The 26,250-nt window shown below is 59.8% G+C and carries 25 protein-coding genes; 8 read left to right on the plus strand and 17 right to left on the minus strand.

What is annotated here, in order from left to right; all coding sequences use genetic code 11:
• Positions 1 to 135 precede the first annotated feature (135 nt).
• The gene (sugE, locus tag HUS57_RS02040; protein ID WP_173931284.1) at positions 136 to 453 is read left to right on the plus strand and encodes a quaternary ammonium compound efflux SMR transporter SugE; all 318 of its coding nucleotides are present in this window, start codon (positions 136 to 138) and stop codon (positions 451 to 453) included.
• A gap of 29 nt (positions 454 to 482) precedes the next feature.
• Here sugE and purF read toward each other — a convergent pair whose 3' ends face one another.
• From purF to HUS57_RS02095, 11 genes are all read right to left on the minus strand, one after another.
• Complete coding sequence (purF, locus tag HUS57_RS02045; protein ID WP_173931285.1) at positions 483 to 1,958, minus strand: amidophosphoribosyltransferase; 1,476 nt, start codon at positions 1,956 to 1,958, stop codon at positions 483 to 485.
• A 48-nt stretch (positions 1,959 to 2,006) separates the two neighbouring features.
• A complete protein-coding gene (locus HUS57_RS02050; RefSeq protein ID WP_173931286.1) occupies positions 2,007 to 2,546 on the minus strand; it encodes a CvpA family protein in 540 nt (179 codons plus the stop codon).
• A 68-nt stretch (positions 2,547 to 2,614) separates the two neighbouring features.
• A complete protein-coding gene (gene radA, locus HUS57_RS02055) occupies positions 2,615 to 4,003 on the minus strand; it encodes a DNA repair protein RadA (protein WP_173931287.1) in 1,389 nt (462 codons plus the stop codon).
• A 67-nt stretch (positions 4,004 to 4,070) separates the two neighbouring features.
• Positions 4,071 to 5,222 carry an alanine racemase gene (gene alr / locus HUS57_RS02060; RefSeq protein ID WP_173931288.1) on the minus strand — a complete coding sequence of 384 codons (1,152 nt, stop codon included), beginning with the start codon at positions 5,220 to 5,222 and terminating at the stop codon, positions 4,071 to 4,073.
• A 17-nt stretch (positions 5,223 to 5,239) separates the two neighbouring features.
• Positions 5,240 to 6,730 carry a replicative DNA helicase gene (locus HUS57_RS02065; protein WP_173931289.1) on the minus strand — a complete coding sequence of 497 codons (1,491 nt, stop codon included), beginning with the start codon at positions 6,728 to 6,730 and terminating at the stop codon, positions 5,240 to 5,242.
• A 216-nt stretch (positions 6,731 to 6,946) separates the two neighbouring features.
• Entirely contained in the window at positions 6,947 to 8,194 is a 1,248-nt protein-coding gene (locus HUS57_RS02070) for a cyclopropane-fatty-acyl-phospholipid synthase family protein (RefSeq protein ID WP_173931290.1), read from the minus strand.
• A 278-nt stretch (positions 8,195 to 8,472) separates the two neighbouring features.
• Positions 8,473 to 9,090: a 50S ribosomal protein L9 gene (gene rplI / locus HUS57_RS02075; protein ID WP_173931291.1), complete on the minus strand. Its 618-nt coding sequence runs from the start codon at positions 9,088 to 9,090 to the stop codon at positions 8,473 to 8,475.
• 217 nt (positions 9,091 to 9,307) lie between these two features.
• Positions 9,308 to 9,556: a 30S ribosomal protein S18 gene (rpsR, locus tag HUS57_RS02080; protein WP_173931292.1), complete on the minus strand. Its 249-nt coding sequence runs from the start codon at positions 9,554 to 9,556 to the stop codon at positions 9,308 to 9,310.
• The gene (gene rpsF / locus HUS57_RS02085; protein WP_173931293.1) at positions 9,556 to 9,963 is read right to left on the minus strand and encodes a 30S ribosomal protein S6; all 408 of its coding nucleotides are present in this window, start codon (positions 9,961 to 9,963) and stop codon (positions 9,556 to 9,558) included. The genes rpsR and rpsF overlap by 1 nt, the downstream gene beginning before the upstream one ends.
• Before the next feature lie 247 nt (positions 9,964 to 10,210).
• Complete coding sequence (locus HUS57_RS02090) at positions 10,211 to 10,972, minus strand: ABC transporter permease (protein ID WP_173931294.1); 762 nt, start codon at positions 10,970 to 10,972, stop codon at positions 10,211 to 10,213.
• Positions 10,969 to 11,895, minus strand: a complete 927-nt coding sequence (locus HUS57_RS02095) for an ABC transporter ATP-binding protein (protein WP_173931295.1) — start codon at positions 11,893 to 11,895, stop codon at positions 10,969 to 10,971. Before HUS57_RS02095 ends, HUS57_RS02090 begins: the two co-directional genes overlap by 4 nt.
• Before the next feature lie 321 nt (positions 11,896 to 12,216).
• Between HUS57_RS02095 and fabD the strand changes: the two genes are divergently transcribed.
• The 7 genes from fabD (at position 12,217) to gmk (ending at position 18,635) form a co-directional block, all read left to right on the plus strand.
• Positions 12,217 to 13,158 (plus strand): ACP S-malonyltransferase, encoded by a 942-nt coding sequence (gene fabD / locus HUS57_RS02100; RefSeq protein WP_173931296.1) that lies wholly within the window; start codon positions 12,217 to 12,219, stop codon positions 13,156 to 13,158.
• A 28-nt stretch (positions 13,159 to 13,186) separates the two neighbouring features.
• Positions 13,187 to 13,924 carry a 3-oxoacyl-[acyl-carrier-protein] reductase gene (fabG, locus tag HUS57_RS02105; RefSeq protein WP_173931297.1) on the plus strand — a complete coding sequence of 246 codons (738 nt, stop codon included), beginning with the start codon at positions 13,187 to 13,189 and terminating at the stop codon, positions 13,922 to 13,924.
• Between the two features lie 264 nt (positions 13,925 to 14,188).
• Positions 14,189 to 14,425 carry an acyl carrier protein gene (locus HUS57_RS02110; RefSeq protein ID WP_011581104.1) on the plus strand — a complete coding sequence of 79 codons (237 nt, stop codon included), beginning with the start codon at positions 14,189 to 14,191 and terminating at the stop codon, positions 14,423 to 14,425.
• Between the two features lie 51 nt (positions 14,426 to 14,476).
• Positions 14,477 to 15,733 (plus strand): beta-ketoacyl-ACP synthase II, encoded by a 1,257-nt coding sequence (gene fabF / locus HUS57_RS02115; protein WP_173931298.1) that lies wholly within the window; start codon positions 14,477 to 14,479, stop codon positions 15,731 to 15,733.
• 105 nt (positions 15,734 to 15,838) lie between these two features.
• A complete protein-coding gene (gene mltG / locus HUS57_RS02120; RefSeq protein WP_173932228.1) occupies positions 15,839 to 17,035 on the plus strand; it encodes an endolytic transglycosylase MltG in 1,197 nt (398 codons plus the stop codon).
• 56 nt (positions 17,036 to 17,091) lie between these two features.
• Positions 17,092 to 17,979: a YicC/YloC family endoribonuclease gene (locus tag HUS57_RS02125; RefSeq protein ID WP_173931299.1), complete on the plus strand. Its 888-nt coding sequence runs from the start codon at positions 17,092 to 17,094 to the stop codon at positions 17,977 to 17,979.
• A gap of 2 nt (positions 17,980 to 17,981) precedes the next feature.
• On the plus strand, positions 17,982 to 18,635 hold the full coding sequence (gmk, locus tag HUS57_RS02130; protein ID WP_173931300.1) for a guanylate kinase: 654 nt from the start codon (positions 17,982 to 17,984) through the stop codon (positions 18,633 to 18,635).
• Positions 18,636 to 18,666: 31 nt separating this feature from the next.
• Here gmk and rsmA read toward each other — a convergent pair whose 3' ends face one another.
• The 6 genes from rsmA to lptF form a co-directional block, all read right to left on the minus strand.
• Positions 18,667 to 19,494, minus strand: coding sequence for a 16S rRNA (adenine(1518)-N(6)/adenine(1519)-N(6))-dimethyltransferase RsmA (rsmA, locus tag HUS57_RS02135; protein ID WP_173931301.1), 828 nt, complete (start codon positions 19,492 to 19,494; stop codon positions 18,667 to 18,669).
• The gene (gene pdxA / locus HUS57_RS02140) at positions 19,491 to 20,504 is read right to left on the minus strand and encodes a 4-hydroxythreonine-4-phosphate dehydrogenase PdxA (protein ID WP_173931302.1); all 1,014 of its coding nucleotides are present in this window, start codon (positions 20,502 to 20,504) and stop codon (positions 19,491 to 19,493) included. Before pdxA ends, rsmA begins: the two co-directional genes overlap by 4 nt.
• Positions 20,505 to 20,544: 40 nt before the next feature.
• A complete protein-coding gene (locus HUS57_RS02145) occupies positions 20,545 to 21,504 on the minus strand; it encodes a SurA N-terminal domain-containing protein (protein WP_246727705.1) in 960 nt (319 codons plus the stop codon).
• Positions 21,505 to 21,572: 68 nt separating this feature from the next.
• Positions 21,573 to 23,918 carry an LPS-assembly protein LptD gene (locus HUS57_RS02150; protein WP_173931303.1) on the minus strand — a complete coding sequence of 782 codons (2,346 nt, stop codon included), beginning with the start codon at positions 23,916 to 23,918 and terminating at the stop codon, positions 21,573 to 21,575.
• On the minus strand, positions 23,918 to 25,000 hold the full coding sequence (gene lptG, locus HUS57_RS02155) for an LPS export ABC transporter permease LptG (protein ID WP_173931304.1): 1,083 nt from the start codon (positions 24,998 to 25,000) through the stop codon (positions 23,918 to 23,920). The genes HUS57_RS02150 and lptG overlap by 1 nt, the downstream gene beginning before the upstream one ends.
• Positions 24,997 to 26,175 carry an LPS export ABC transporter permease LptF gene (gene lptF / locus HUS57_RS02160; protein WP_173931305.1) on the minus strand — a complete coding sequence of 393 codons (1,179 nt, stop codon included), beginning with the start codon at positions 26,173 to 26,175 and terminating at the stop codon, positions 24,997 to 24,999. Before lptF ends, lptG begins: the two co-directional genes overlap by 4 nt.
• Positions 26,176 to 26,250 lie beyond the last annotated feature (75 nt).

A 26,250-nucleotide genomic window follows, 5' to 3' on the forward strand; every position in this document is an offset into this window, starting at 1 on the left:
GCGTGCCAGAGGAACCCACAACAGCCTGCTTGCGGAAAGCAGGGCTAAGCTCTATAGCAGCGGCAGCGGGGACGACCCCGCAGGCTTCCAAAATGAGATGAGGACGACCTCATCGCCATCTGATGGAGAATCAGCATGGCCTGGATCGTGCTGTTTGTAGCAGGCCTGTTCGAGATTGGCTGGGCGCTTGGGCTGAAATATACTGAAGGTTTCACGCGGCTATGGCCGACTATAGCGACCATCATATTCATGATCGTCAGCCTGGCCCTTCTTGGAATCGCGTTGCGCTCCCTGCCTCTGGGCACGGCCTATGCAGTCTGGACTGGCATCGGGACCGTCGGTACCGTCATTCTTGGAATTTTCCTGTTCGGCGAGGCTGCGGATCTCCTCCGCCTGGGCTGCATCGGCCTCATAGTTACCGGCATCATCGGTCTAAGATTGATCACACCCTAGCCTAACCTTGTGCCGCGGTCGGCCGGAGCCTATTGCCCCCCGTTCGCGGCTAGCAAGGAGAGTTGGCGCACATTGTCGGTCCCGTTGTGATCGGTCAGTTCCGTCGGGTATTCTCCCGTGAAACAGGCGTCGCAGAACTGCGGCAACTCGTTATTGCGGGCAGCTTCGCCCACAGCGCGGTAAAGCCCGTCTATCGAAAGGAAGCCAAGCGAGTCGACGCGGATGAATTCCGCCATCTCCTCGACCGTCATCCGTGAAGCGAGCAGCTTTGCCTTCTGTGGTGTATCAACACCATAAAAGCAGGAGGCGCGCGTAGGCGGCGAGGCGATGCGCATGTGCACTTCGGCCGCGCCGGCTTCCCGCACCATCTGCACTATCTTCTGGCTTGTCGTGCCTCTGACGATGGAATCGTCCACCAGCACGACTCGCTTGCCCTCCAAAGACTTGCGGTTGGCGTTGTGCTTCAGCCTTACGCCCATATGGCGAATTGAGTCGGTTGGCTGAATAAAGGTTCGGCCGACATAGTGATTGCGGATGATGCCCAACTCGAAAGGCAGGTCGGCCGCCTGCGCGAATCCGATTGCGGCGGGGGTTCCGGAGTCGGGGACAGGGACGACGATATCGGCATCCACCGGATTCTCGCGGGCAAGCTCGGCTCCAATCCTCTTGCGCACATCGTAGACATTGCGGCCTTCAAGGATGGAATCCGGCCTGGCGAAATAGATAAACTCGAAAATGCAGAAACGCTGGCTCGCGTTCTCGAAAGGGAAGAGGCTCTCGATGCTTTGTTCCGTTACGATCACCATTTCGCCGGGTTTGACGTCACGCACGAACCGGGCCCCGATGATGTCTAGAGCGCAGGTTTCCGAAGCAAAGATATAGGCCCCGTCCAGATCGCCGAGCACAAGAGGGCGAATCCCGAGCGGATCGCGGCAGCCTATCATTTTCTTGGAGGTCAAGGCGACTACGGAAAAGGCACCTTCGAGCTGCCGCACCGCATCAATAAAGCGTGAATTGAGGTCCCGCTCCCGACTGGTCGCCACCAGATGCAGAATCGTCTCCGTATCGGAGGTCGAGGAGAAGATCGCACCTTCCTTTTGCAGGCGGCGCTGAATGGTCATCGCATTGGTGATGTTGCCATTATGCGCAACGGCCAAGCCGCCATCTGCAAGCTCGGCGAAAAAGGGCTGCACATTGCGCAGACCGGATCCTCCGCTAGTGGAATAGCGCGTATGGCCGATGGCACGCGCGCCCTTCAACCGCTCCAGAACCGCGGGCTTTGTGAAAGTGTCGCCGATCAGCCCGATATGTCGTTCAACATGGAACTGGCTGCCGTCGAAGGAGACGATGCCGGCTGCCTCCTGGCCGCGATGCTGGAGCGCATGGAGGCCCAGCGTCGTGATTGCCGCCGCGTCCTGCCTGCCATAGATGCCGAATACGCCGCACTCATCATGAAAATGGTCGTCGGCTTCGCCCGAAAGGGGCAAATTCTCTTCACTAGCCATGCGGCCGCCTGTGTCCGTTAGTGTTGCGGCGGTCTTATCAGAACGCCGTCAGTTGGTCGTTTCCGCCTCTTGTCCGGCTCCCGATGACAGGCGGTCGAAGATGGAGCGCTCCGGATCATCGGGCAAGAGCCCCTGCAACCAGCTGCCAACACCTTCAAGAAGGGGGCGCGACTTCGCCTCGGAGATCCAGCTCGGCGGGTTCGAGGCAAGAAGCCAGTTGAGAAACAAGAGCGCTACCGCAACCACCAGTATGCCACGCGCCGCACCATAGAGGAACCCCAGCGTGCGGTCGAGCGCCCCGATCCGCGAATCGACGATGAAGTCTGCCATCTTCATGGTGATGATGGTGACGATAACCAGCACCACCAGGAATACGGCTGCCGCCGAGACGATTAGAGCAACGGTTGCGTTACCTATGTGGGGTGTGACGTAGGGCAGCACCACCGGATAGAGGAAATATGCCGCAAAAGCCGCAACAATCCAGGACGCGATCGAAAGAATCTCACGCGAAAAGCCGCGCACCATGGCCAGCATCGCCGAAACGAGCGTGAAGCCGACGAGGATGCCGTCAAGCAGTGTGATTGGCATTGTAACCCCAACGTCTTGGTAAGGCTGGTTGCCTTCGTACCACTCCCGGGCGGTCGTGCCGCCAAACTCTATTCATGGCGCACTCGACCCGCAATCCGCGCCACCAGATCCGCAAGCCCCTCAGGCCGGAATGCGCCTGCTGGGATTGCGCCGGCAAGCTCCTCATTTCCCGGAGGCATCACTGCCTGCGTGAAGCCGAGTTTTTCGGCTTCCTTGAGCCGGCTCGCCGCATGCGCCACCGGGCGAACTGCGCCAGACAGGCTGATTTCGCCGAAATAGACGCAATCGGCGGGCAGGGCAAGCCCGGTGAGAGATGAGACAAGAGCAGCCGCTACGGCCAGATCGGCTGCAGGCTCCGTGATGCGGTAGCCGCCTGCGATGTTCAGATAGACATCGTGGGAGGAAAGGCGCACGCCGCAATGAGCCTCCAACACAGCCAGGACCATGGAAAGCCTGGCTGAATCCCACCCTACGACCGCTCGTCGCGGAGTGCCGAGCGGCGAAGGCGCCACGAGTGCCTGAATCTCCACAAGAACCGGCCGTGTGCCTTCCATACCGGCAAAGACTGCAGCACCAGGCGCAGCCGCGCTCCGTTCACCGAGAAAAAGCTCCGATGGGTTGGGGACTTCGCGCAGACCCTTGTCGCCCATCTCGAATACGCCAATCTCATCGGTGGGCCCGAAACGGTTCTTGACCGTGCGCAAGATCCGGTAATGATGCCCTCCTTCGCCTTCGAAATAAAGCACGCCGTCCACCATGTGCTCCACTACTCGGGGGCCTGCGATCTGTCCTTCCTTGGTGACATGCCCAACGAGCACGATTGCGGCGCCCGTGGATTTGGCATAGCGGATCATCCCCTGTGCGGACGCTCGAACCTGAGTGACCGTGCCCGGGGCCGAGTCCGCCGTATCGGTCCATGCCGTCTGGATGGAATCGAGAATCACGAGGTCCGGCCGCTTGCCTTCCGCTATGGTCGCCAGAATGTTCTCCACATTAGTTTCAGCAGCGAGCTCGACAGCGGTATGGGCCACGCCGAGGCGCTGGGCACGCAGGCGAATCTGCGCCACTGCCTCTTCGCCGGAAACATAGACAATACGATGGCCACGGGAGGCAAGGGCGGCCGCAGCCTGGGTGAGCAGCGTCGATTTTCCGATACCCGGGTCCCCACCCACCAGCAATGCAGAGCCGCGCACGAAACCGCCGCCCGTCACCCGGTCAAGTTCGCCAATGCCCGTAACAATACGCGGCGCGTCCTCGATGTCGCCGGATAGCGTCGTCAGCGCGACCGGCGTTCCGGGTCTTGCCCGGCGCAGCGATTGCGGGCCTGCGCCGATGCCACCGCCGGTTCCTTCCTCGACTAGCGTGTTCCACTCGCCGCAGCCATCGCACTTTCCGGCCCAGCGCGAATGGACGGTGCCGCAGTTCTGGCAGATGAATTGAGTCCGGGGCCTTGCCATCAGGAATTCGACCCGCTGCTTTCCACGGCTGCAGGCGGAGGGGGCGAGATGACCCTTTCAACTGCCCTCACGCTTCGCCTCCCACATATTCCCGATAGTAGCGCTGCCCGAGGGAGGTCAGCAGTTCATAAGCGATTGTGCCGGCCGCTTCGGCAACCGCGTCGATCGAAATGTTCGGCCCGAAAAGCTCAATATGGTCTCCAACCGCGACTGCGTCATGCCCAAGATCTGTTATGTCGAAAAGCGACAGATCCATGGTCACGCGCCCAAGAACGGGCACTTTCCTGCCTTGGATAAAACCTTCCGCCCCCTGTCCATCGACGCGCCGCAGGGGAACGCCCGCGCCGGAGGCGGCGCGATGATAGCCATCCGCATAACCGACGGCGCATGTGGCGATGATGGAGTCGCGGGTAAGGGGAGCGGCTCCATAGCTGACGGTCGCCCCGGCGCGCACCTGCCGGATCTGCACGATGCGGGCTTCAGCGGTCACGACCGGTTGCATGGGATTTGCTATGCCCCTCCATGGTGCGCCCCCGTAAAGAGCGATTCCCGGGCGCGTGAGGTCGGCAAGGAAATCACTTCCGAGGAAGATCCCCGCGGAGTTGGCGAGACTTGATTCGCTTTCTGCAAAAAGCGTCCGAACCTGTTGAAAGGACTCAAGCTGCCAGCGGTTCATAGGATGGTCGGGCTGATCGGAGCATGCAAGGTGACTCATGATCAGAAGCGGAGTGAGCGCGCCCGTCAGGGCGTTCTCCTCCACAAAGGCGCGTGCTCGCTGGGGCGTAAGCCCAAGCCGGTTCATGCCGGTATCCACATGGATGACGCAGGGGCGTGGGCGCTTCGCATCCCAGCCATGGGCCTCCCAGATGGAGATATCGCTTTGGGAATTGATGACGGGGATGAGCCGCGCATCTCGGTATGCTGATGCGGCTTCCGTCCCGAAAAGCCCAGTAAAAACGAAGATTTCCGCCTCGGGAAGAAGCGCGCGCAGCGCCACTCCCTCATGGGGGAGGGCCACGAAGAAGCGGCGGCATCCCGCCGCCCATAAAGTTCTGGCCACCGGAGCGATGCCCAACCCATAGGCGTTGGCTTTCACCACGGCGGCCGTTCTGGCCGGCTTCGAGCGTTGCGAAAGCAGCCGGTAATTCGCTGCCAGAGCGGAGAGATCGACAGTGAGCCTGCCGCCTGCCAGATGGGGCGGCGGCCCCTTGCTCGTCATTTGCGGCGCATAGGACACTAATCGAAACGCTCCGGCAGGTGTGAATCGTCTGCAAGGTCGGAGAAGCGGGTGAACTCGCCTTGGAACCCTAGCGAAACGGTGCCCGTTGGACCATGGCGCTGTTTTGCAATGATGACTTCGGCCTTGCCACGTGCCTCGTTCATCTCGGCTTCCCACTTCAGATACTCTTCCGTGCCCGGCTTGGGCTCGCGATTCTTGAGATAATATTCCTCGCGATAGACGAATAGAACCACGTCGGCGTCCTGCTCGATCGAGCCTGATTCGCGCAAGTCGGAAAGCTGCGGGCGTTTGTCGTCGCGGCTTTCCACTTGGCGGGAAAGCTGCGACAGCGCGACGATGGGCACTCCCAATTCCTTCGCAAGCGCCTTCAGCCCCGTGGTTATTTCGGTAATCTCCTGCACACGGTTCTGCTGGGCGCGGGCCGAGGAGCCTTGCATGAGCTGCACATAGTCAATGACGAGAACATCAAGCCCGCGCTGGCGCTTGAGCCGGCGCGCGCGGGCGGCAAGCTGGGCGATGGAGATGCCACCGGTCTGGTCGATGAAAAGCGGGATCTTCTGCATCATCTGGGCGCAGCCGACCAGCTTCTCGAAATCGGCCTCCGTAATCTCGCCGCGCCGGATCTTGGAAGAAGGGATTTCCGTCTGCTCGGAAATGATACGCGTGGCAAGCTGCTCCGACGACATTTCCAGCGAGAAGAAGCCGACGACGCCGCCATTGGCCGCCTTGAAGGAGCCGTCCGCCTGCTGTACCGGCTCGTAAGCGGAAGCAATGTTGTAGGCGATATTGGTGGCCAGCGAGGTTTTTCCCATGCCGGGGCGGCCAGCCAGGATGATAAGGTCGGAGGGTTGCAACCCCCCCATGCGCAGGTCGAGATCGCGAAGGCCCGTGGCAATGCCGGAAAGATGGCCGTCGCGCATGAATGCGGCATTGGCCATGTCGATTGCGGTCTTGGTGGCATCGCCGAAGCTCTCGAACCCCCCGTCGTAGCGGCCGGTTTCGGCCAGTTCGAAGAGGCGCCGCTCCGCATCCTCTATTTGGGCCTGTGGCGCCATGTCCACCGGCGCGTCATAGGCGATGTTGACCATATCCTCGCCGACGGTGATAAGCGCGCGCCGAATGGCGAGATCGTAAATCGCGCGGCCATAATCGGCGGCATTGATGACGGTGACCGCCTCGGCCGCGAGGCGGGCGAGGTATTGCGCCACTGTCATTTCGCCGACCTTCTCGTTGGCCGGCAAAAACGTCTTCATCGTCACCGGATTGGCAACCTTGCCCATGCGGATGAGCTCGCCCGCCACCGAGTAGATCTTGCGATGCAACGGCTCGTAGAAATGATCGGGCTTCAGAAAGTCGGAAACCCGGTAGAAGGCATCGTTGTTGACGAGGATCGCGCCGAGAAGCGCCTGCTCGGCTTCAATGTTGTTGGGCGCTTCACGATAAAGAGGCGTTTCCGCCGTATCCAACCTGCGGGCTGCGTCAGCCATAAACTCTTTCCACTGTCAGAACTGGCTGCCGGAAAACAAGCGGATAGGATCCGGCACCCCCCGCGTCCCTCCTAGCCGTCAGACGCTTGCATTGTCAGCCGTCTTGCCCACATTCCGCGAAAAAGCACCCGATATCCACCGAACGGAAGGGGATAATGTCTGTCAGGCGCTTCTTTGCTTGACAGCGAATCGGAAACGCTTGCGCCAGTATCATGCCTATTCCGCCGCGGCCTTGAACACCCCACCAGGTGAGGCGAGCTGTCTTTCCACTTCTGCGATGTAGTCGCGGGTGAGCGGCAGGGCGTCCCGCCGCTTGGCTAGCTGGATCTGGAAGTTCACCATCTCCTGCCAGCGGAAGGAGGCTTCCGAGCCGGTAAGATAGAACTCCCACATACGCGCGAATCGCTCGTCGTAGATCTCCACCGCCTTTTCGCGATTGGCCGCGAATCGCTCGCGCCAGTGCTTCAGTGTCTCGGCATAATGGAGCCGCAGCACCTCAATGTCCGTAACGATGAGGCCGGACTTCTCGATTGCAGGTAAAATCTCCGACAGGGAGGGGATGTAGCCTCCAGGAAAAATATACTTGCGGATGAAGGCGTTCGTCACCGAAGGGCCGGTGCTTCGACCGATCGTATGCAGGAGCATGACGCCGTCGTCAGGCATGAGACGGGCACATTTGTCGAAGAAGGTGCGGTAATGGTTGATGCCCACATGCTCGAACATTCCAACCGATACGATCCTGTCGAACGGGCCGGTGAGCGCGCGATAGTCCACGATCTCGAAGCGAGCCTTGTCGGAAAGCTGAGCTTCCTGCGCACGTTTCTGGGCAACGGCATGCTGCTCTTCTGATAGCGTGACGCCGAGCACCTCGGCATCGAACTGCCGCGCGATTTCCAGTCCAAGGCCGCCCCAACCCGATCCAATATCAAGCACTTTCTGACCCGGCTTGAGGTCGAGCTTTGCCATGATGTGGTGCTTCTTGGCGCGTTGCGCCTCCTCCAGCGTCATGTCCGAGCGGGGGAAATAGGCGCAGGAATACTGCATATCCTCGTCGAGGAAGAGTTTGTACAGCTCGCCTGAAAGGTCGTAATGGCGCGCCACATTGCGCTTGGAGCGGCCGGCGGGATTGAACTGATGCAGCCGGCGGAAAAGGTAGCGTATGCCTTCGCCGATCCTCACGGCGAACGCTTCCCTGCCACCGTGGCCGAAATTCTGATAGGCAATCTTGAGGAGAGCAAGGATGTCTCCCTCAAGAAAATCAATCTGCTCTTCCATGTACATTTCAGGCACCGCGAGCATCGGGTCGAGTGCTATGGCCCTTTCGGCGTGTTTGGAATGGACCACTATGTGTACGGGCTGTCCCGATCCGTCGCCGAAGTGGTGCACAGCTCCTTCGGCATCGGTGATGGTCAGCTTTCCAGTCTTTATCAGGCGCGATACAAACTTATGCAGCAAAGGATTCATTACGACCCCCATCCTGGGAGATAACGATTATGTAGGGTTCCTTTGCCATTGAAAAGCCTTTGCTTATGAGCTTCAAGAGGCCCGCTCGCAATGCTTTTGCCGCCGGGGAGGGTGTACGGCGGAGCCGTACCATTTTTGCGATCTCCAGACCGATCCCCGTATCTCTGATTAATCCCTTCCCGGTAAGTGCAGCAATGGGTTGTGGCGCTTGAGACGCGGCCCAGCCATAAAAAAACCGGGCGGTAACGCCCGGTTTTAGCATGTGACTATTTGTTACCTCAGGCGGTCTCTCCGCCACCTTGTGAAGGCGCGGTCTGTTCCTCCGAATCCTCATCGAACTCGGCATTTGGATCGAAGAATGCCTCGGGCCGCGCGCTCTCGTTAATGCCCTCGCCATAGATTGCTTCAGCCGAGTCGAGCGTCTCGCCCCGTGCCTGACGCTCTGCCTCCTCCGGCGAGCGGGCGACATTAAGAGAGATCGTGGCCGTTACTTCCGGATGAAGGGCGATGTCGACATTGGTGATGCCGATTGCCTTGATGGGCTGGTTCAGATCGACCTGGTTGCGGCCGATCTTGAAACCTTCATTGGCAAGCACTTCAACGATATCGCGCGCGGAAACGGAGCCGTACAACTGCCCGGTCTCCGCAGCCGAGCGGATAATGGAGAAGCTCATTCCGTCGAGTTTCTCGGAAACCTGTTCGGCTTCGTTCTTGCGTTCCAGATTACGCGCTTCGAGTTCGACACGCTGCGCTTCGTACTTCTTGCGGTTGGCTTCGCTGGCCCGCAGAGCCTTGCCCTGAGGCAGCAGATAATTACGCGCAAAGCCGTCCTTGACCTTCACCACGTCGCCCATCTGGCCAAGGCGCGGGATACGTTCCAGCAGGATGATTTCCATGTCCCGTTTCCTTTTGACTCCCGGCAATGTCCGGGCCTGAATATGGGAGGCAGGTCAGGAAACGGGCCTTGCGGCTTGTTCGCTGTCCTGCCTTTAGGGCAGTTAGGGGCTTGAAGGCTTCTGCCGCATAGCCCCAACTCGGGATTTTTTGCATTCCCCTTCCGTCCCGTGGCGGAAAGGGAGAGGAGGGCGCTTCAAGGAGCGCCCGCCCCTGACATTACTTCACAACGTAGGGCAGCAGGCCCAGGAAACGGGCTCGCTTGATGGCGCGCGCAAGCTCGCGCTGCTTCTTCTGGCTTACCGCCGTGATCCGGGACGGAACGATCTTTCCGCGCTCGGAAATATAGCGCTGCAAAAGCTTGACGTCCTTGTAATCGATCCTCGGTGCATTGGCGCCGGAGAAGGGGCAGGTCTTGCGGCGGCGATGGAAGGGGCGCCGCGTTGGAATCTGATTGATGTCGACCATTACTCAGCGGCCTCCTCGGTGCGCGCGCGGCGGGGGCGATCCTCGTCCTGATCCCTGCGGCGGGGACCGCGATCGCTACGGTCATCGCGGCGCTGCATCATGGCCGAAGGACCTTGTTCATGCTCATCGACGCGGATGGTCAGGAAGCGCAGGATGTCCTCCGAAAGGCTCATCTGCCGCTCCATCTCCTTGACGGATTCTGCCGGAGCGTCGAGGTCCATGAGGGTGAAGTAAGCCTTGCGGTTCTTCTTGATGCGGTAGGCGAGGGATTTGACCCCCCAGTTCTCTGTCCGGCCAACCTTGCCGCCGCCAGCCTCGATCACACCCTTGAACTGTTCCACAAGAGCGTCGACCTGCTGCTGCGAGAGGTCCTGCCGGGCAAGAAACACATGTTCGTAAAGTGCCATTGTCTTGCCTTTCTTCTTTCTGTCACCGGATCCAGCGGCTAAAGCCTCAGCGACCTCTCCTGTCCGGAAATTCGGCATAGAAGAAAGGCGCATACGAGACGGTCGAGAGCGGAGACACGGGAGGCGGAAGCACCTTCGTCTTCACGACGGGCGATATTGCCCGGCCCTCCGTTCAGCCCCCGGCTGAGACCGGCAGACGGCGCGTATATACAGCGTTATGACAGCGATGCAAGCCTTGGCACGCGGATCACGCTTTCAGCTTGTAGCCGGTTCTGAAAATCCACCACACCAGCGCCAGGCATAAAAGCAGGAAGAACATGATCATTAGGATGCTGACTTCCACACTGACATCCGAGGTCTCATAGAAGCTCCAGCGGAAGCCGCTGATGAGATACAGGACGGGATTGAGCAGCGTGACCTTCTGCCAGAACTCCGGCAGCATCTCGATGGAGTAGAAGGAGCCGCCAAGGAAGACAAGGGGAGTGACGATCAGCAATGGAATGAGCTGAAGCTTCTCGAAATTGTCCGCCCAGATGCCGATGATGAAGCCGAAAAGGCTGAAGGTCACCGCCGTCAGTATCATGAAGAAGAGCATCCAGAAGGGATGCCGGACTTCCATCGGAACGAACAGATGCGCAGTCGCCAGGATGATGGCGCCGAGTATGAGTGACTTGGTTGCCGCTGCACCCACATAGCCGAGCAGAATCTCCACAAAGGAAACCGGTGCAGACAGAACCTCATAGATCGTTCCGACAAATTTCGGGAAATAGATGGCAAATGAAGCACTGGAGATGGAGTTCTGAAGGAGTGTCAGCATCATGAGCCCGGGCACGATGAAGGCGCCGTAAGGCACGCCGTCTATCTCGTCGATCCGGCTGCCGATGGCCGCGCCGAAAACGATGAAATAAAGCGAGGTGGAAAGCACGGGCGAGACCACGCTTTGAAGCAGGGTGCGGCGCATGCGCGCCATCTCGTATAGATATATTGACCTGACAGCCTCGAAATTCACCTTGCTTCCTCCACCAGGCTCACGAAGATGTCCTCAAGCGAACTCTGCTCGGTATCGAGGTCCTTGACAGGAATGCCTTCGCGGTTGAGATCCGCAAGGAGGGAACCGATGCCGGTGCGCTCATCCTGCGTGTTGTAGCTATAGACGAGCTGCCGGCCACCATCCTCGATGGCCAAATCGTAGCGGGTGAGCATCTGCGGCAGGACGTTGATCGGGGTGCTGAGCGCAACGGTAAGCCGCTTCCTGCCCAGCTTGCGCATGAGCTCCGCTTTCTCTTCCACGAGAAGGAGCCTTCCATGGTTGATGACGCCAACCCGGTCCGCGATCTCCTCGGCCTCCTCGATATAGTGTGTCGTCAATATGATGGTGACGCCCCTGTCACGAAGGCCGCGTACGAGCTGCCACATCTCCTTGCGCAGTTCCACGTCCACGCCCGCCGTCGGTTCGTCGAGGAACAGAATTTGCGGCTCATGCGCCAGTGCCTTGGCGATCATGACACGCCGCTTCATGCCGCCGGAAAGTGTGAGGATCCTGCTGTCTTTCTTATCCCACAGGGAAAGATCGCGGAGGATCTTCTCGCAAAGGGCGGGATCAGGCTTCTTGCCGAACAGCCCGCGGCTGTAATTGACCGTGGCCCAGACTGTCTCAAAGGTCTCTACATACAATTCCTGCGGAACCAGCCCGATGAGCTGACGGGCTGCACGATAGTCGCGAATGATGTCGTTGCCGCGGACCGTCACGCTGCCGGTTGTCGGAGTGACGAGACCGCAGATGATGGAGATCAGCGTGGTCTTGCCGGCCCCGTTCGGGCCGAGAAGAGCCAGGATCTCGCCATTTTCTATGTCGAGATTGACTTCCTGGAGGGCGGTAAAGCCGCCATCATAGGTCTTGGTGAGCTTGTTGACAGAAATGGCATGTTGCATGGAAACCGTCGAGCGAGCTTGAGGGGCGAATAAATTCGATCTGCCTGGAAGACCGGGCGTGTCGCCGTGGCTGGCCTCATATATGTGGATTCCCACCACGTTGCCATAGGGCGGAGACCCGGCCGATACGTAATGACTGGAGGAGCAGCAAGGGCCCAAAGTCCTGCGGGCCTTCCAAGCACCCTCGAATAATTTCGGCGCGTCAGCGAGAAGGGTATCTATCGCGCGAGCGGAGGCTTGACGGAAGCGGCATGTTGCGCCACCACCTGCGTCGCGGAAAACGGTTCAAAACAGCGATAAGCGGTCAAATCGGAGAGCCAGATGAGCATAGCCTTCACTTTCCCCGGGCAGGGTAGTCAGGCCGTTGGCATGGGACGCGATCTCGCGGAAGCCTTCCCCGAGGCGCGGGCTGTGTTCGAGGAAGTGGATGATGCGCTTGAGCAGCGGCTTTCCACGATCATGTGGGAGGGCCCCGAGGATGAGCTTACGCTCACCGCCAATGCCCAGCCGGCGCTGATGGCTGTATCGATGGCGGTTATGCAGGTTATGGCATCAGGCGGCTTGTCGCTAGAAGACAAGGTTGCCTATGTCGCGGGCCATTCGCTGGGCGAATATTCAGCGCTCGCTGCTGCGGGAACGTTCAGTCTTGCGGATACGGCGCGGCTCTTGCGTATTCGCGGAAATGCCATGCAGGAGGCTGTTCCGGTGGGTGAGGGCGCCATGGCAGCGATCATTGGACTTGATGCCGAGGCTGTGGATACAGTGTGTGCCGAGGCAGGCAAGGATGCAGTCTGTCAGGTGGCCAATGACAATGGCGGCGGTCAACTCGTCATCTCCGGAACCAAATCCGCTGTGGAGGAGGCCGCACGCCTGGCTACGGAACGGGGCGCAAAGCGGGCGATCATGCTGCCCGTATCGGCTCCATTCCATTCTGCACTGATGGAGCCTGCGGCCGAGCGCATGCGCGAAGCATTGGCCGAGGTGCGCAAGCAGGCGCCTGTTGTCCCCCTCGTGCCCAATGTGACCGTCAGCCCTTCCAGCGAGCCTGAAACAATCTGCACGCTGCTGGTGGAGCAGGTTACGGGCCGGGTACGCTGGCGGGAAACCGTGGAATGGTTCGGCGAAAACGGCGTCGGCACGCTCTATGAGCTTGGTTCGGGTAAGGTACTGACTGGGCTTGCCCGGCGCATCAACCGGGAGGTCAAGGGGGTTGCAGTGAACACGCCTGCGGATATCGACGCCGCCATGAAAGCGCTTCTTTAAAGTCCCGGTTCAGAAGAGGGAATATACCATGTTTGATCTCAGCGGCCGCAAGGCTCTCGTCACGGGAGCGACGGGCGGTATCGGCGAGGCGGTAGCGCGCGCGCTCCATGCGCGGGGTGCACTTGTCGGTCTTCACGGCACCCGTGTGGAGAAACTCGAGGCACTTGCGGGAGAGTTGTCGGAACGGGTGAAGATCTTCCCGGCCGATCTTTCTACACGCAGCGAAGTCAAAGAGTTGGGCGCAAGAGCAGAATCAGAGCTGGAAGGCGTTGATATTCTCGTCAACAATGCCGGCATCACGCGCGATGGGTTGTTCGTGCGCATGAGCGACGATGACTGGGACGCGGTTCTGGAGATCAACCTTACTGCGGCGTTCCGCCTCACACGCGAGGTGACCCATGCGATGATGCGTCGCCGCTTCGGCCGCATCATCAACATTTCGTCGGTCGTGGGCGTTGCGGGCAATCCGGGCCAGACGAACTATAGCGCCTCGAAGGCCGGACTCATCGGGTTTTCCAAGTCGCTTGCCCAGGAGATCGCGAGCCGCAATGTGACGGTCAACTGCGTTGCGCCGGGTTTCATCCAGTCAGCGATGACGGACAAGCTGAACGAGAAGCAGCGCGAATCGATCTTGGCGGCCATCCCCATGAAGCGCATGGGATCGGGCGACGAAGTGGCTTCCGCAGTTGTTTATCTAGCGTCAGACGAAGCAGCCTACATCACCGGACAGACAATCCACGTGAATGGCGGAATGGCGATGATTTAAGGCTTCTCTGCAACTGCCTTGCTGCCGGAGGGGTAGCCCATCGTCTTCCAGAGGGTCCTCCGGCATTTGGCCAGATGCCAGTTCAAGCGGCCTTGGCTGGCATGATCCCTTATGCTAAAGGGCCCGCCCAAAGCGGCAACCGGTAGGGGCGCGGCTTAGGGAAGAACATGAGGGCGGTGCCCTACTCCCGTTAATCTTTCAACTTGATTAGCTGCAAGCCTGCCGCTAACGAAGACCGGAAATCATGAAGTCGAGGGTTCTCACATGAGCGATACTGCAGAACGCGTCAAGAAAATCGTCGTCGAGCATCTTGGCGTCGACGCGGACAAGGTGACCGAACAGGCCAGCTTCATCGACGATCTGGGCGCGGACAGCCTCGACACGGTCGAACTGGTCATGGCATTCGAGGAAGAGTTTGGCGTTGAAATCCCGGATGATGCCGCGGAAACGATTCTCACCGTAGGTGACGCCGTAAAGTACATCGAGAAGGCGACCGCCTGACATGCAAGATGCGCCGCAGGCTGCCCCAAGCACGACGAGGCGGTTTTAGGAATGAGACGTGTCGTCGTAACGGGCATGGGGCTTCTTTCACCGCTCGGTCTTGGGGCCGAGTTGAGCTGGAGGAAGCTGCTTGCGGGAAAGAGCGGGGCAAGGCGTATCGACACGTTCGAGGTCGACGACCTGCCTTGCAAGATTGCCAACGTCATCCCGCGTGAAGGCGAGGGAGCATTCGATCCAGAGTCTTTCCTGGAACCGAAGGAACTGCGGAAGGTTGGCGATTTCATCGTCTACGGAGTTGCCGCCGCCGATCAGGCGCTGGCCGACTCAGGCTGGGAGCCGAAGACTGAGGAAGAACGGTGCGCTACCGGTGTGCTGATCGGCTCCGGCATCGGCGGCATTGAGGGCATAGCGGAGAATGCACTAATCCTGCACGAGCGTGGCCCGCGCCGCATCAGCCCCTTTTTCATTCCCGGCAATATCATCAATCTGGTTTCAGGCCAGGTATCGATCCGGCACGGGCTGAAGGGCCCCAATCATGCCGTGGTCACCGCCTGCTCCACTGGCGCACATGCCATTGGCGACGCGGCCAGACTCGTCATGTTAGGGGATGCGGACGTCATGCTGGCAGGCGGCGCCGAATCACCTGTCACCAGGCTTTCCATCGCCGGCTTCTCTGCGTGCAAGGCGCTCTCCACCGGCTTCAACGATACTCCTGAAAAAGCTTCCCGCCCGTATGACCGGAACCGCGACGGCTTCGTCATGGGTGAGGGCGCAGGCGTTCTCGTGCTGGAGGAGCTGGAACACGCCAAGGCGCGCGGGGCAAAGATCTATGCCGAGGTGATCGGTTATGGCCTTTCCGGCGATGCCTATCACATCACCGCGCCGGCCGAGGATGGCGATGGAGCCTATCGCTGCATGGCCGCTGCTCTGAAACGGGCTGGGCTGAGCCCTGCGGACATTGACTATATCAACGCCCATGGCACCTCCACCATGGCTGACACCATCGAACTGGCGGCCGTGGAGCGCCTTGTGGGCGATGCCGCGAGCAAGGTGTCGATGTCATCGACCAAATCCTCCATCGGTCATCTTCTAGGCGCTGCCGGTGCGGCCGAGGCGATATTCTCCATCCTGGCTATCCGCGACAATATTGCCCCGCCGACCATCAATCTGGATAATCCGGAGGTGGAGACGGCGATCGACCTCGTGCCCAACAAGGCGCGTGAGCGGCAAATCGATGTAGCGCTTTCCAACTCCTTCGGATTTGGCGGCACAAATGCTTCGGTCATTTTCCGGCGCTACGAGCCCTGAGCATAGCCTCAGCGAAGGGTAATGCCGGAAAATTGTCGCGTTTGTATTGCACCTGTAACATTGGTACCTGTTCCTGACATTGATAGGAGGAATCCGTCGGCGATGATGAATGGGGAACCAGGCGGCGTGGACAGGCGGGGCGAACAGCCGGCACGAACGATCGTCGCAAGATCAGCGCGGGACATTCTGCGCCCCGAGGCGGGCACACCGCCGCCTCCCAAGAGATCGCGCCAATCGCGCAATCAGTTCGTGGTGTTCCTCAACTTCGTCGTCTCGTCCACCGTCTTCGTGCTCGTGCTCGCGGCAATCGCCTTTTACCTGGGGAAGCGCGAGTTCGAGCGGGCCGGTCCGTCCATTGCGAGCGAGACGATTCTCATTCGACCCAATACAGGTGTGCGGGAGATTGCCAATCTTCTTGAACGTGAACGACTGATCAGGGACGCACGCATTTTTCTGATCGGCGCCCGCATGCATGGAGCAGACAGCAAGCTGAAGGCCGGTGAATATGAGGTCAAGGCCCGTGCTTCAATGTATGAGATCATGCGGCTGTTGGAGAGTGGCAAATCCGTGCTTTACTCGCTGACGATTCCGGAGGGCCTAACCGTCGAACAGGTCTTCAAGCGCATTGCCGAGACGGAGGAACTGTCCGGCGAAATGCCGAATGAACTGCCTCCGGAAGGGAGCCTTGCCGCTGACACGCTGCGCTTTACGCGGGGCATGTCGCGCCAGGAAGTGGTCACTAAGCTGAAGGCGGATCAGGAACAACTGATCAAGAGTATCTGGGAACGGCGCGCGGACAATTTGCCGATCGATACTATCGAAGAGTTTGTCACGCTCGCCTCCATCGTGGAGAAGGAGACGGGCAGAGCTGATGAGCGTCCGCGCGTTGCTGCCGTGTTCCTCAACCGGTTGAAGCGCGGCATGCGCCTTCAGTCGGATCCGACCGTGATCTACGGGCTTTTCGGCGGCGCAGGTAAACCGCCTGATCGGCCTATCTACCGGTCGGATCTGCAGAAGGAAACGCCGTACAATACCTATGTGATCAATGGGCTTCCCCCGACGCCGATTGCGAATCCCGGCCGTGCAGCGCTGGAAGCGGTGGCCAACCCCTCTCGCACTAACGAGTTCTATTTCGTCGCCGACGGGACGGGCGGGCATGTATTCGCGACCACTCTGGAGGAGCACAACGAGAATGTCGCCCGTTGGCGCAGGATCGAGCGGGAACGCGCTGCCGAGCGCGAAGCTGCCGCACAGGCTGAAACACTCGACGCGCAAGAAGATAGTGAGACCGGCGGCAATTAACCGGGCGTGTAGTCTGGCTCAGCAAGGAACAACAGGGCGGGCAGTCGGGAAATAAGATGATGCTGCAGAGCATGACTGGTTTTTCCCGCGCCTCACGCGAGAACGAGCTGGCGGCTGTGAGTTGGGAGCTCAGATCCGTCAATGGCCGTGGCCTTGAGGCACGAATGAGGCTTCCATCAGGTTATGAACGCCTTGAGCAGCCGGCGAGAGAGCGGGTCGTGCGGCGTTTCTCCCGCGGCAACATCCAGATGACCCTGTCCCTTCTGCGGGGCAAGGCATTACGCCAGCCGGTTGTCAATGAGGATCTGCTTTTCGAACTGGCGCGAGTTGCCCGGCGCCTTCAGGAGGAGCATGGCGCTGCGCCTGCGCGTGCGGACGGGCTTCTGGCCTTGCGCGGCGTGATGGATATGCCGGATGCGGCCGAAGATGAGGAAACAGGCGCGCGCATCGACGCCCTTGTTTTCGAGGCGCTCGATGCCGCGCTGGACGATCTGGAAGCGGCAAGACGCGCGGAGGGCGCAGCTTTGCGGGCCGTGCTGGAGGGCCATCTGAACGCGATCGAAGCTCTGCGGCTGAAAGCCGAGGCCGATCCTTCACGGGAGCCAGCCAGCATCCGAGCACGGCTTGCCGAGCAGGTGCGCCTGCTTCAGGATGCTTCTGCAGGCCTTGACGAAGCACGCCTGGCCCAGGAGGCGGCATTCCTTGCCACGAAGGCTGACATCCGCGAGGAGATCGACCGGCTGAAAACCCATGTCGCCTCTGCCCGGGCTCTGCTTGCCAATGGTGGGCCAGTCGGACGCAGGCTTGACTTCCTGGCACAGGAATTTAACCGGGAAGCCAATACGCTCTGCTCCAAGTCCAATGCCCCGTCCGTGACCGCGATCGGGCTGGAACTGAAGGTGATTGTCGATCAGTTCCGTGAGCAGGTGCAGAATCTGGAGTAGCAATGGAGTCCTCGTCCATCACCGACATCCGCCGCACGGGAGTGATGCTTGTTCTATCCTCCCCGTCGGGCGCGGGAAAATCGTCTATCGCGCGCAGCCTTCTGGACAATGTACAGGGTTTCGAGCTTTCCATCAGCGTGACCACGCGGCAGCGGCGGCCAAGCGAAATCGCGGGTATGCACTATCACTTCAAGACGATCCGCGAGTTTGAGATATTGCGGGAGAGCGGGGAACTGCTGGAATGGGCGGAGGTGCACGGCAATTTTTACGGCACGCTTCGCAAACCGGTGGAAGAGGCGATCGTGGCAGGTCGCGACATGCTATTCGATATCGACTGGCAGGGCGCTGCACAGCTCCGCAAGGCCATGCCGGAAGATGTGGTGTCCATCTTTATCCTTCCGCCAACCATGAATGAGCTGCTTGCCCGGCTCAAGCGGCGGGCCGAGGACCCGGAAGACGTGATCGCAACGCGCCTGAAAAATGCGCGATTTGAGATCGAGCAGTGGCGTGATTACGACTATGTCGTCATCAATGAGGATCTGGATCAGGCCTTTCAGTCTGTGAACGCCATAGTCGAAGCAGAGCGCCTGCGGCGCCAGCGTCGGCCGGGACTGGAGGATTTTGTGGCTCGCCTTTTGTCGGAAACGCCCGAGTAGCGGCAGGAGCTTTTTTCTCCTAGCGCTGATTTCAAAGCGCGTTGGCAAGTTTTGCGAATTCTTCCACCGAGAGCGTTTCAGCCCGGCGGGTGCCGTCGATGCTGGCCTTTTCCAAAAGCGCCTCGCCGCCAAGCTTCTTGAGGCTCTGGCGCAGCATTTTGCGCCTCTGACCGAAGGCCGCTTCCGTAACGCTTGCGAGCGCCTGGAGATGGACCCCAAGGGGTTCCGCGCGGGGCACGAGATGGACGAGAGAGGAAGTAACCTTGGGAGGTGGAGTGAATGCCTGGGCAGGAATGTCGAAAACGATCCTTGCCTCGGTGCGCCAGCCTGCCAGTACGCTCAAGCGGCCGTAATGGCTTGATCCTGATTGGGCGACAATGCGCTGGGCGACCTCGCGCTGGAACATCAGCGTCATCGATTCGTAAAAGGGTGGCCAACGCTCGGAGGTCAGCCATCTGATAAGAAGCTCCGTTCCGATGTTGTACGGCAGATTGGCGACTACCTTCACCTTTCCGGCATCACCTGCGAGAGCGGCATGGTCGATCTTAAGGGCGTCACCCTCGACGATCTCAAGACGGTCCGGGTAATGCGTGCTGATCGCCTGAAGGGCGTCTATGCAACGCTGGTCGCGCTCGATAGCGATCACGCGTTCCGCCCCTTCCATCAACAGCGCCCGCGTTAGACCGCCCGGACCGGGTCCAACCTCGATGACCGTAACGCCTTCCAGCCGACCAGCGGCCCGAGCTATGCGGCGGGTGAGATTGAGGTCGAAGAGGAAGTTCTGTCCCAACGCTTTGCGCGCAACGAGTCCGTGCCGTTGGATTACCTCCCGCAGCGGGGGCAGCCCGTCCCCGCTCATGCCTGAGTTTCGCGGTTATTGGCAGCAAGACGACCGCCAAGCCGGATGGCCGCGATGAGGCTGCGCGCGCGCGCAATGCCCTTGCCGGCGATATCGAACGCCGTTCCATGATCGGGCGACGTGCGGATGAAGGGGAGCCCCAGCGTCACATTGACCGTCTCATCAAAGGCAAGGGTCTTGACCGGGATCAGCGCCTGATCGTGATACATGCAAAGGGCGGCGTCGAAGCCTGCCCGCGCGGTTTCGTGGAACATCGTGTCCGAGGGGAGGGGGCCGAAGGTGTCTATCCCATCCTGCCTGAGCGCAGCGATTGCAGGCGTGATGATTTCGAGGTCCTGCCGCCCCATCGTTCCGCCTTCACCCGCATGGGGATTGAGCCCGGCCACAGCTATGCGCGGCTCAGGAATTGCAAAGCGGAAAGCAAGGTCATGTGCCACTATTCGTCCAGTCACCTCTATAAGCTCAGAGGTCAGCCGGTGTGGCACCTCCGACAGCGGAATATGCACCGTGACGGGAACGGTACGCAGTTCCGGCCCTGCAAGCATCATGACAGGCAGGGCCTGCTTTCCGGTAGCTTTAGCGGCAAGATGACCCAGATATTCGGTGTGGCCGGGAAAGGCAAAGCCCGCATCGTAAAGTGGCTTCTTGGCGATTGGGCAGGTAACCATGCCGCCTGCGCGGCCCGCAAGTGTATCTTCGACAGCGCGCGTGATTGCCTCGATCACGCCTGCCGCATTTGCGCCGGAGGGGAGGCCTGGCGTGTCCCCAAGGCGGTTGTTAAGCGGCACAACAGGCAAACGATCGGCAAAAAGCGCGGCTGCCTTGTCGGGCGACGTTTCCACGAGGGGCACATCCAACCCAAGATTGCGGGCGCGTGCGGCGATCAGTGAAGGATCGCCCAGCACATAGAAGGGGGAAAGTGCCTCTTCCTTGCGCGCAAGCCACGCACGAAGAAGAATCTCAGGGCCGATCCCGGCCGGCTCGCCGATGCTAAGCGCCAGAGGCGGCATCTATGCACCAAACCCCTTGCATAAGCGGGAGAAGACGGTGTCAACGCCGGATGATGCGGGCATTCTTACGCAGTTCGGCCGTAAACTCCTCCGACATCTTCTCCATTGACGTGTCATTCGTCCCTTCGCTCTGGAAGACCATCCTGGCCACATGGTCATCGGAAACCTCGCGTGAGCTGCATACACCGATAAACTCGACGCCACGCTCAGTCTCGCGCACCTGAGTCGCCTTTCCAGGGGGGGTATTCTGGATCTGGTCTTTCCAGTCCGAGGGCAGTTCGGGCGCAAGAAAACGCCCCATATTTCGTACCGTTACGTCGACCAGGCCCGCCGCGAACTGGATGGTGTTGTCGCAGCCGCTGAAACGGTCGCGCATGGCCTGCGCTTCGCGCTTGCGCTTGGCAAGAAGCTGTCCGCGCTGTGCCGCCGGCACCACGAAGATCACCTGCTGCAGCATGTATTCCGTGGCCGTCGGCTTTTGGCCTCCTTGCTGGAGCATCCGGTAGACTACGTCCTGTTCGCTCAAGGTTTCGGTCTGGCGATTGCGACTCTGCAAAACGCGGCCCCAACCCATTTGGCTCCGCAAAAACTCCTTGAAGTGCTCCTTCGTCACACCCGCTTGTGCGAGGACCTGATCGAGCTGGGCCTCCGAAAGATTGTTGGAGCTGGCGAAACTTGCATAGGACTGATTGACCATCTGGTCGGTGATATTGATGCCTGCGCGCGCAATTTCCTGCTGGCGCAATGTCTGGTCAATCATATCCTGTGCGGCCAACTCCTGGAGATTGCCGCGGCGCTGCATCAGCCGCAGAAGGGCGATGCGCCGCTCGATATCGTAGCTGGTCACGGGCCGATCGTTGACCACGTACCGGATCTCGGTGGCGTTGGCAGGGAATAGGGCAGCAGTGCCTGTCACCATCGCAAGTGCGACGGCCAAGGCCATTATCATTGCCGCAACGCCAGTCCGGTAGCTTGGCATTTCCTTCATTTTCTCATTCATTGCATACAACCGTTTTTCCAGCCTACCATCGTTAAGCCGATAGGCAAAACTGTGGCGTCCAGTCGCTTCTACCGGGGGCCCAGGGAATTGGTGCCGATATCGCCAAGGGTGCGTAGCGAGATGTTGAAGCCGAACCGCTGCTCGCGTTCGCCTGTTACCCGGTCGCGCGTCTGCGAGAAGCTTGCCAGATATGTGAAGCACTCATCGTCATAGGCAAACCCGATCGCGTTGCGCACCAAGGTGTGGCTTTGAATGTCGTAGGTGCCTGAAGCGAAACCGCGCCAGTTCTCATTGAACCGCACGGATGCCCGGGCACTTACCTCTTGGCGGTCTTCATTGAAACCGTAAAGCGGCTGGTTCTGGATGAAGGCGTATTGCACATTGGCTGAGACAGGCCCAAGCGCACCACCGGCCTTCACCTCTGCGCGGCGCATTTCAAACGTCTGTTCATCGAAGCGGGCGGATGCCGAGGCCGAAATACCACGCGGCGCTGTGAAGCCGATCATGCCGACGAAATCGGAGACATCCTCTTCAAGCCCGGAATAGGCGCCCGCATTGACCAGGTCAGGTGCAGCGTAGGAGTTGACGCCGGCTAGATGATAGGACTGGCCGAACAAGCCATGGGCAGTCCAGCCTCCTGGGAAGGTCCCCGTATACCTTACGCCCAGATTGGCGCGCGTGCCGCCCTCAATGCGATCATAGCCGGAGAATTTGTCACGCTCGAACAGGGTTGTGGCGTCGAAGACGAGCGACTGCGCGTCCTCGTTCGGGATGCCGAGCCTGTCATGGTGGGGCTCGTTGGGGCGGGCGAAGATTTGCGCCATAGGCTCCAGCACATGCGTGGAGCTTGCCGCGGAGAAGAGGACAGGCCAACGCGCTTCCAGCCCGGCCGTCGCCATTGACCTGTAATGCGCTGAGCGCACATCGGCCGCAACCGGGTCCCCGTCTATGGTGAAGCTGTTTATCCGGTTAACTGCTTCAGGCGTCAGATCGGTGTAGATGGCATCGCCTCGTGCATGCAGTATCGGCGTGACGACAAGCCCGCCATCGGTCACGAAGGAGCGCCGCCATTCTGCTTCAGCCGTCATACGGCCCGAATTGCCTTCCAGGCCCTGCAACTTCGTGCCGTACATACCATCCTCTCTGTGGAGGGACTGGGCATTGACGTCGATGTTGAGTTCACCTCCAGCCACCGGAGCGTCCGGCGTGTAGGCATAGTCGAAACTTGGCAGGACCCATGGCTGCGCGTCGTTGCGTCCGTTCAGTGCCTTTTCCTGAACCTGGAAATGGTGGGCGCGCAGATCGAAATAATTCCGGTCGTTCAGACCCGTCAGATAAGCCTGGGAGTGGTGCACGCTGCCGGAGAACCCTTCGATCCGGTAAGTGCGTGAAAAATTCTTGTCGGTTTGTGCCAGCACATCCCAGCCGAAAGACCAGCGCGGATTGATATCAAAGTCGCCCTTTGAGCCGATCATGCCGCGATAGGTCTCGTAGTGGTCGACCGTGTTAACACCCCATTTGTCGGGCTGCTGCTGGCGTATGCCTGCCATTTGCAGCGTGTACTGGCCATTATTGAAACGTTGCCGCCACTCAGCCTCGGCAAGAAAACCTTGCTTGGTATAGCCGGTAACCGCCACCGTCAGGTCGTAAGTTGGCGCAAGGGCCAGGTAATAGGGCACAGTCACCCCAATGCCCAGCTCGCTTCCTCCTTTGATGCCAGGCATCAGGAAGCCGGATTTACGTTTCACCGTTGGATCGGCGATTTCGAAAAATGGAATCCAGGCGAGCGGCAGGCCGAACATCTCGAAGCGCGCATTTTCGAAACGCACCGTTTTCGCCTGCCCGTCCCAGATGATCTTTCTTGCCTTGATCTGCCAAAGCGGCGGGCTGTCGGGCTTCTTCTCGCACGGTTCACAAGCGGTATAGACTGCTCTGTTGAAAGTGGTCAGTCGCCCCCCTGTTCGTTGAGCAGTCTCGGCGGCGAAATAGGTTTCGTCCACAGTCTCGACGCGAAGCGCTTCGACGAAGCCCTGGCTGAAATCGTCCGTAACATCGATCCGTTCGGCATAGATGCGGTTTCCGTCCCGTTCGATGATCTCCACATGGCCGCTTGCTATGACCCGCGAGGTGGCGCGGTCGTAGGTTACGCGCTGCGCCACCAATCGGTTTCCCGCATAGTCGATCTGCACGCCGCCGACTGCCGAGATGGTATTGCGGTCGTTGTCATAGACGAGCGTGTCTGCTGTCAGCAGCATCTGCTCATTGCTCGGAAGTTCGAACTCTCCGAAGCCTGCATCCTGCGCACCCGACGCAAAGGTGAGGATGCAAAGCGCCAACGCAGCTACGCCGACCCTTAACCCGAGCCGTCGGGAAAGACGCGCGGCCGCACCGTGCCCTTGCACCGCGGCCAACATTAGCCATCCTCCTTGAACAAAAGGAAAGTCGCCCCAAAAAACATAGCTACCAAAACTGGTGTCCATGCCGCCACGACAGGCGGAACGAATCCAGCACTACCAAACGCCCGCACCAGCACCGAAACGACATAAAGCAGAAAGCCAGCAAAGACACCACCCAGAATCACGGTTGCGGATTGCCCCATTCGCGTAAAGCGCATTGAAACAGTAGCGGCAATAAGCGTCAGCGCTACGAGGAGCGGGGGCAAGGTGAGGAGGGAGTGAAGCTGTGTGGAAAATGCTTCCGCCCGCAATCCCAGCGAAGAGGCTGCGTCGATCATGCCTGGCAGGGCGAATATAGAGACTGATTCGGGCCGCGTGAGCTGCTGGCTGATCAGTTCCGGCCTCAATTCTGTCGGCAATTCGTAGTAATCGAAGGTTTGTGGATTCGTGCGCCCGCGTCGGCGAACCACATCATGTAGCTCCCAATGTCCCTCGCCCAGCCGTGCCCGCGAGGCATCGAGACGTTCCACGATCTGCCTGTCTTGCATGACGATGAAGGTGGGATTGATGAGGTCGGTGCCGCCTTCCAGCACGGCCTCCGCGCCGATTACGGTCTCCAGGTCCCCGGTGCGCTGCTTGATCCAGCGCTCATTGGGCGCGCTGGCGGACGTTTGCGCGCCGCGAACCTCGGCCTCCACGATTTGTGCGGCCGAGAATGTCCATGCCGCGATCGGATTGAGAATCAGGATGGACAGGAGGCCGAATACAAAGGCACCGGCTGCGATGGGTGTCAGAAACTGCCAGGCAGAGATTCCGGCCGCGCGTGCGATCACGAGTTCGTATTTCCGGTTGAGGCTGAGCAATGTGGCAATAGCGGCGATCAGTCCGATGAAGGGCACGGCCTGCTGCATGATGAAGGGCAGTTGGAAGGCAGCCAGTGAAAGCGCCCATCCGGCCGAATAGCCTTCAAGTTCGCCAGCACGTCCGGCAATCTCCGTAAAGGTGACGATAAAGACTAGTGCCGCGACACCAAGAAAATTCCACATGGTGATCGCTGCGAAGCGCCGGAAGAAGTAAAAGCCGAGGGTTACGCCAATCATGCCTGCCCTCCAGGTGCGGGGGACCGGGAGAAGCGAGCATGCAGGCGCTTCAGGCGCATCCAAAGATCTTCGGTCCAGGCGGTCGGCAGTTCCATTACCTTGTTGCCTGCAATGAAGAAGGAGCAGACCACGATCATGCCAATGGGCACCGCATAAAGCACCACGGTGAAGAGCGGCTTCGTTTCCGCCTCATTGCCCGCATAAAAGCCTGCCCATCGCACCAGAAGGCCGACCGCCATGGTGGTGATCATGGGATGCAGGCGTGCCTCGCGGAAGGAGCGGGCGTCTCCGGCCACAGCCACCCCGATAAGCGCGAACACGACCGGATAAAGCCACTCTGAAAAGCGCATATGCAATTCGGCGCGCAGGGTTTGCGGCCGGGAAATATAATATTTGTCGTTCGGATCAGGATTTAGAAGGTCGGGGAGGTAGCGGTCCTTCGGGTAGAGGGTGATCTTCCCGCTTCCATTGGTGAATTCCGATAGATCGAAAGCGTAGGAATTAAACCGGATGACAGAAACCTCGCCGCCTGGGCGCTCGCGATGCACCTCGCCATCCTGCATGACGAGAATGCTACCTTCTTCGCGATCGACCGTAGCGCCACGCCGTGCGTGGTAAATCAGCTTTAGGTCCTTGTCGCGCGTGTCGGCAACGAAAATGCCCCCAAGCTGGCCGTTGGGCAGCCGCTCCGAAACTTGCACAAAGAGGCCGTCGGCAACCTTATGGAAAGTACCCTCGCTAAGCACGGTGGTTATAAGATCCGCATTTGCCTTCGCTAGGATCTGCCGCATTGTCTGGCGCGCATAAGGTTCGAGTGTGTTGTTGATGGCGAAAGCGGCGATGCTGGCGGTGACGGCGATAAGAAGCACGGGACGCAGTATGGTAAGGCGCGAGCTGCCCGCGGCGCTTAGCACGGCCAGCTCAGAATCGGCATTCATCGTCGCCAGCGTCTGGGCCACGGCAATACCGATAACGAACGGCATGATGACCGGAACGACCGAGGGTAGTGCAAGAAGAGCCACGGTGAAGAAGGTGGCGGCCGACTGGCCGTTGCTCGTCACCAGGTCAATTCGGTTCAGCACCTGCGTCGTCCAGACTATGACGAGCAGCCAGGCCATCGCGGCGAGGAAGATCGCCAATGCCCGGCGCAGGATGTAGAGCTCGATGACTTTCATCGGCGCATTATATTCTCTGCGTTAGTGGCCACTCTTGGGCGTCCGGAGAAGATCTTCGGAGCGCCTTTTCCTGCG

Origin of the sequence: Chelativorans sp. Marseille-P2723 (genome assembly GCF_902809845.1) — a bacterium.
In the GTDB taxonomy this organism is placed as follows: Bacteria; Pseudomonadota; Alphaproteobacteria; order Rhizobiales; family Rhizobiaceae; genus Chelativorans.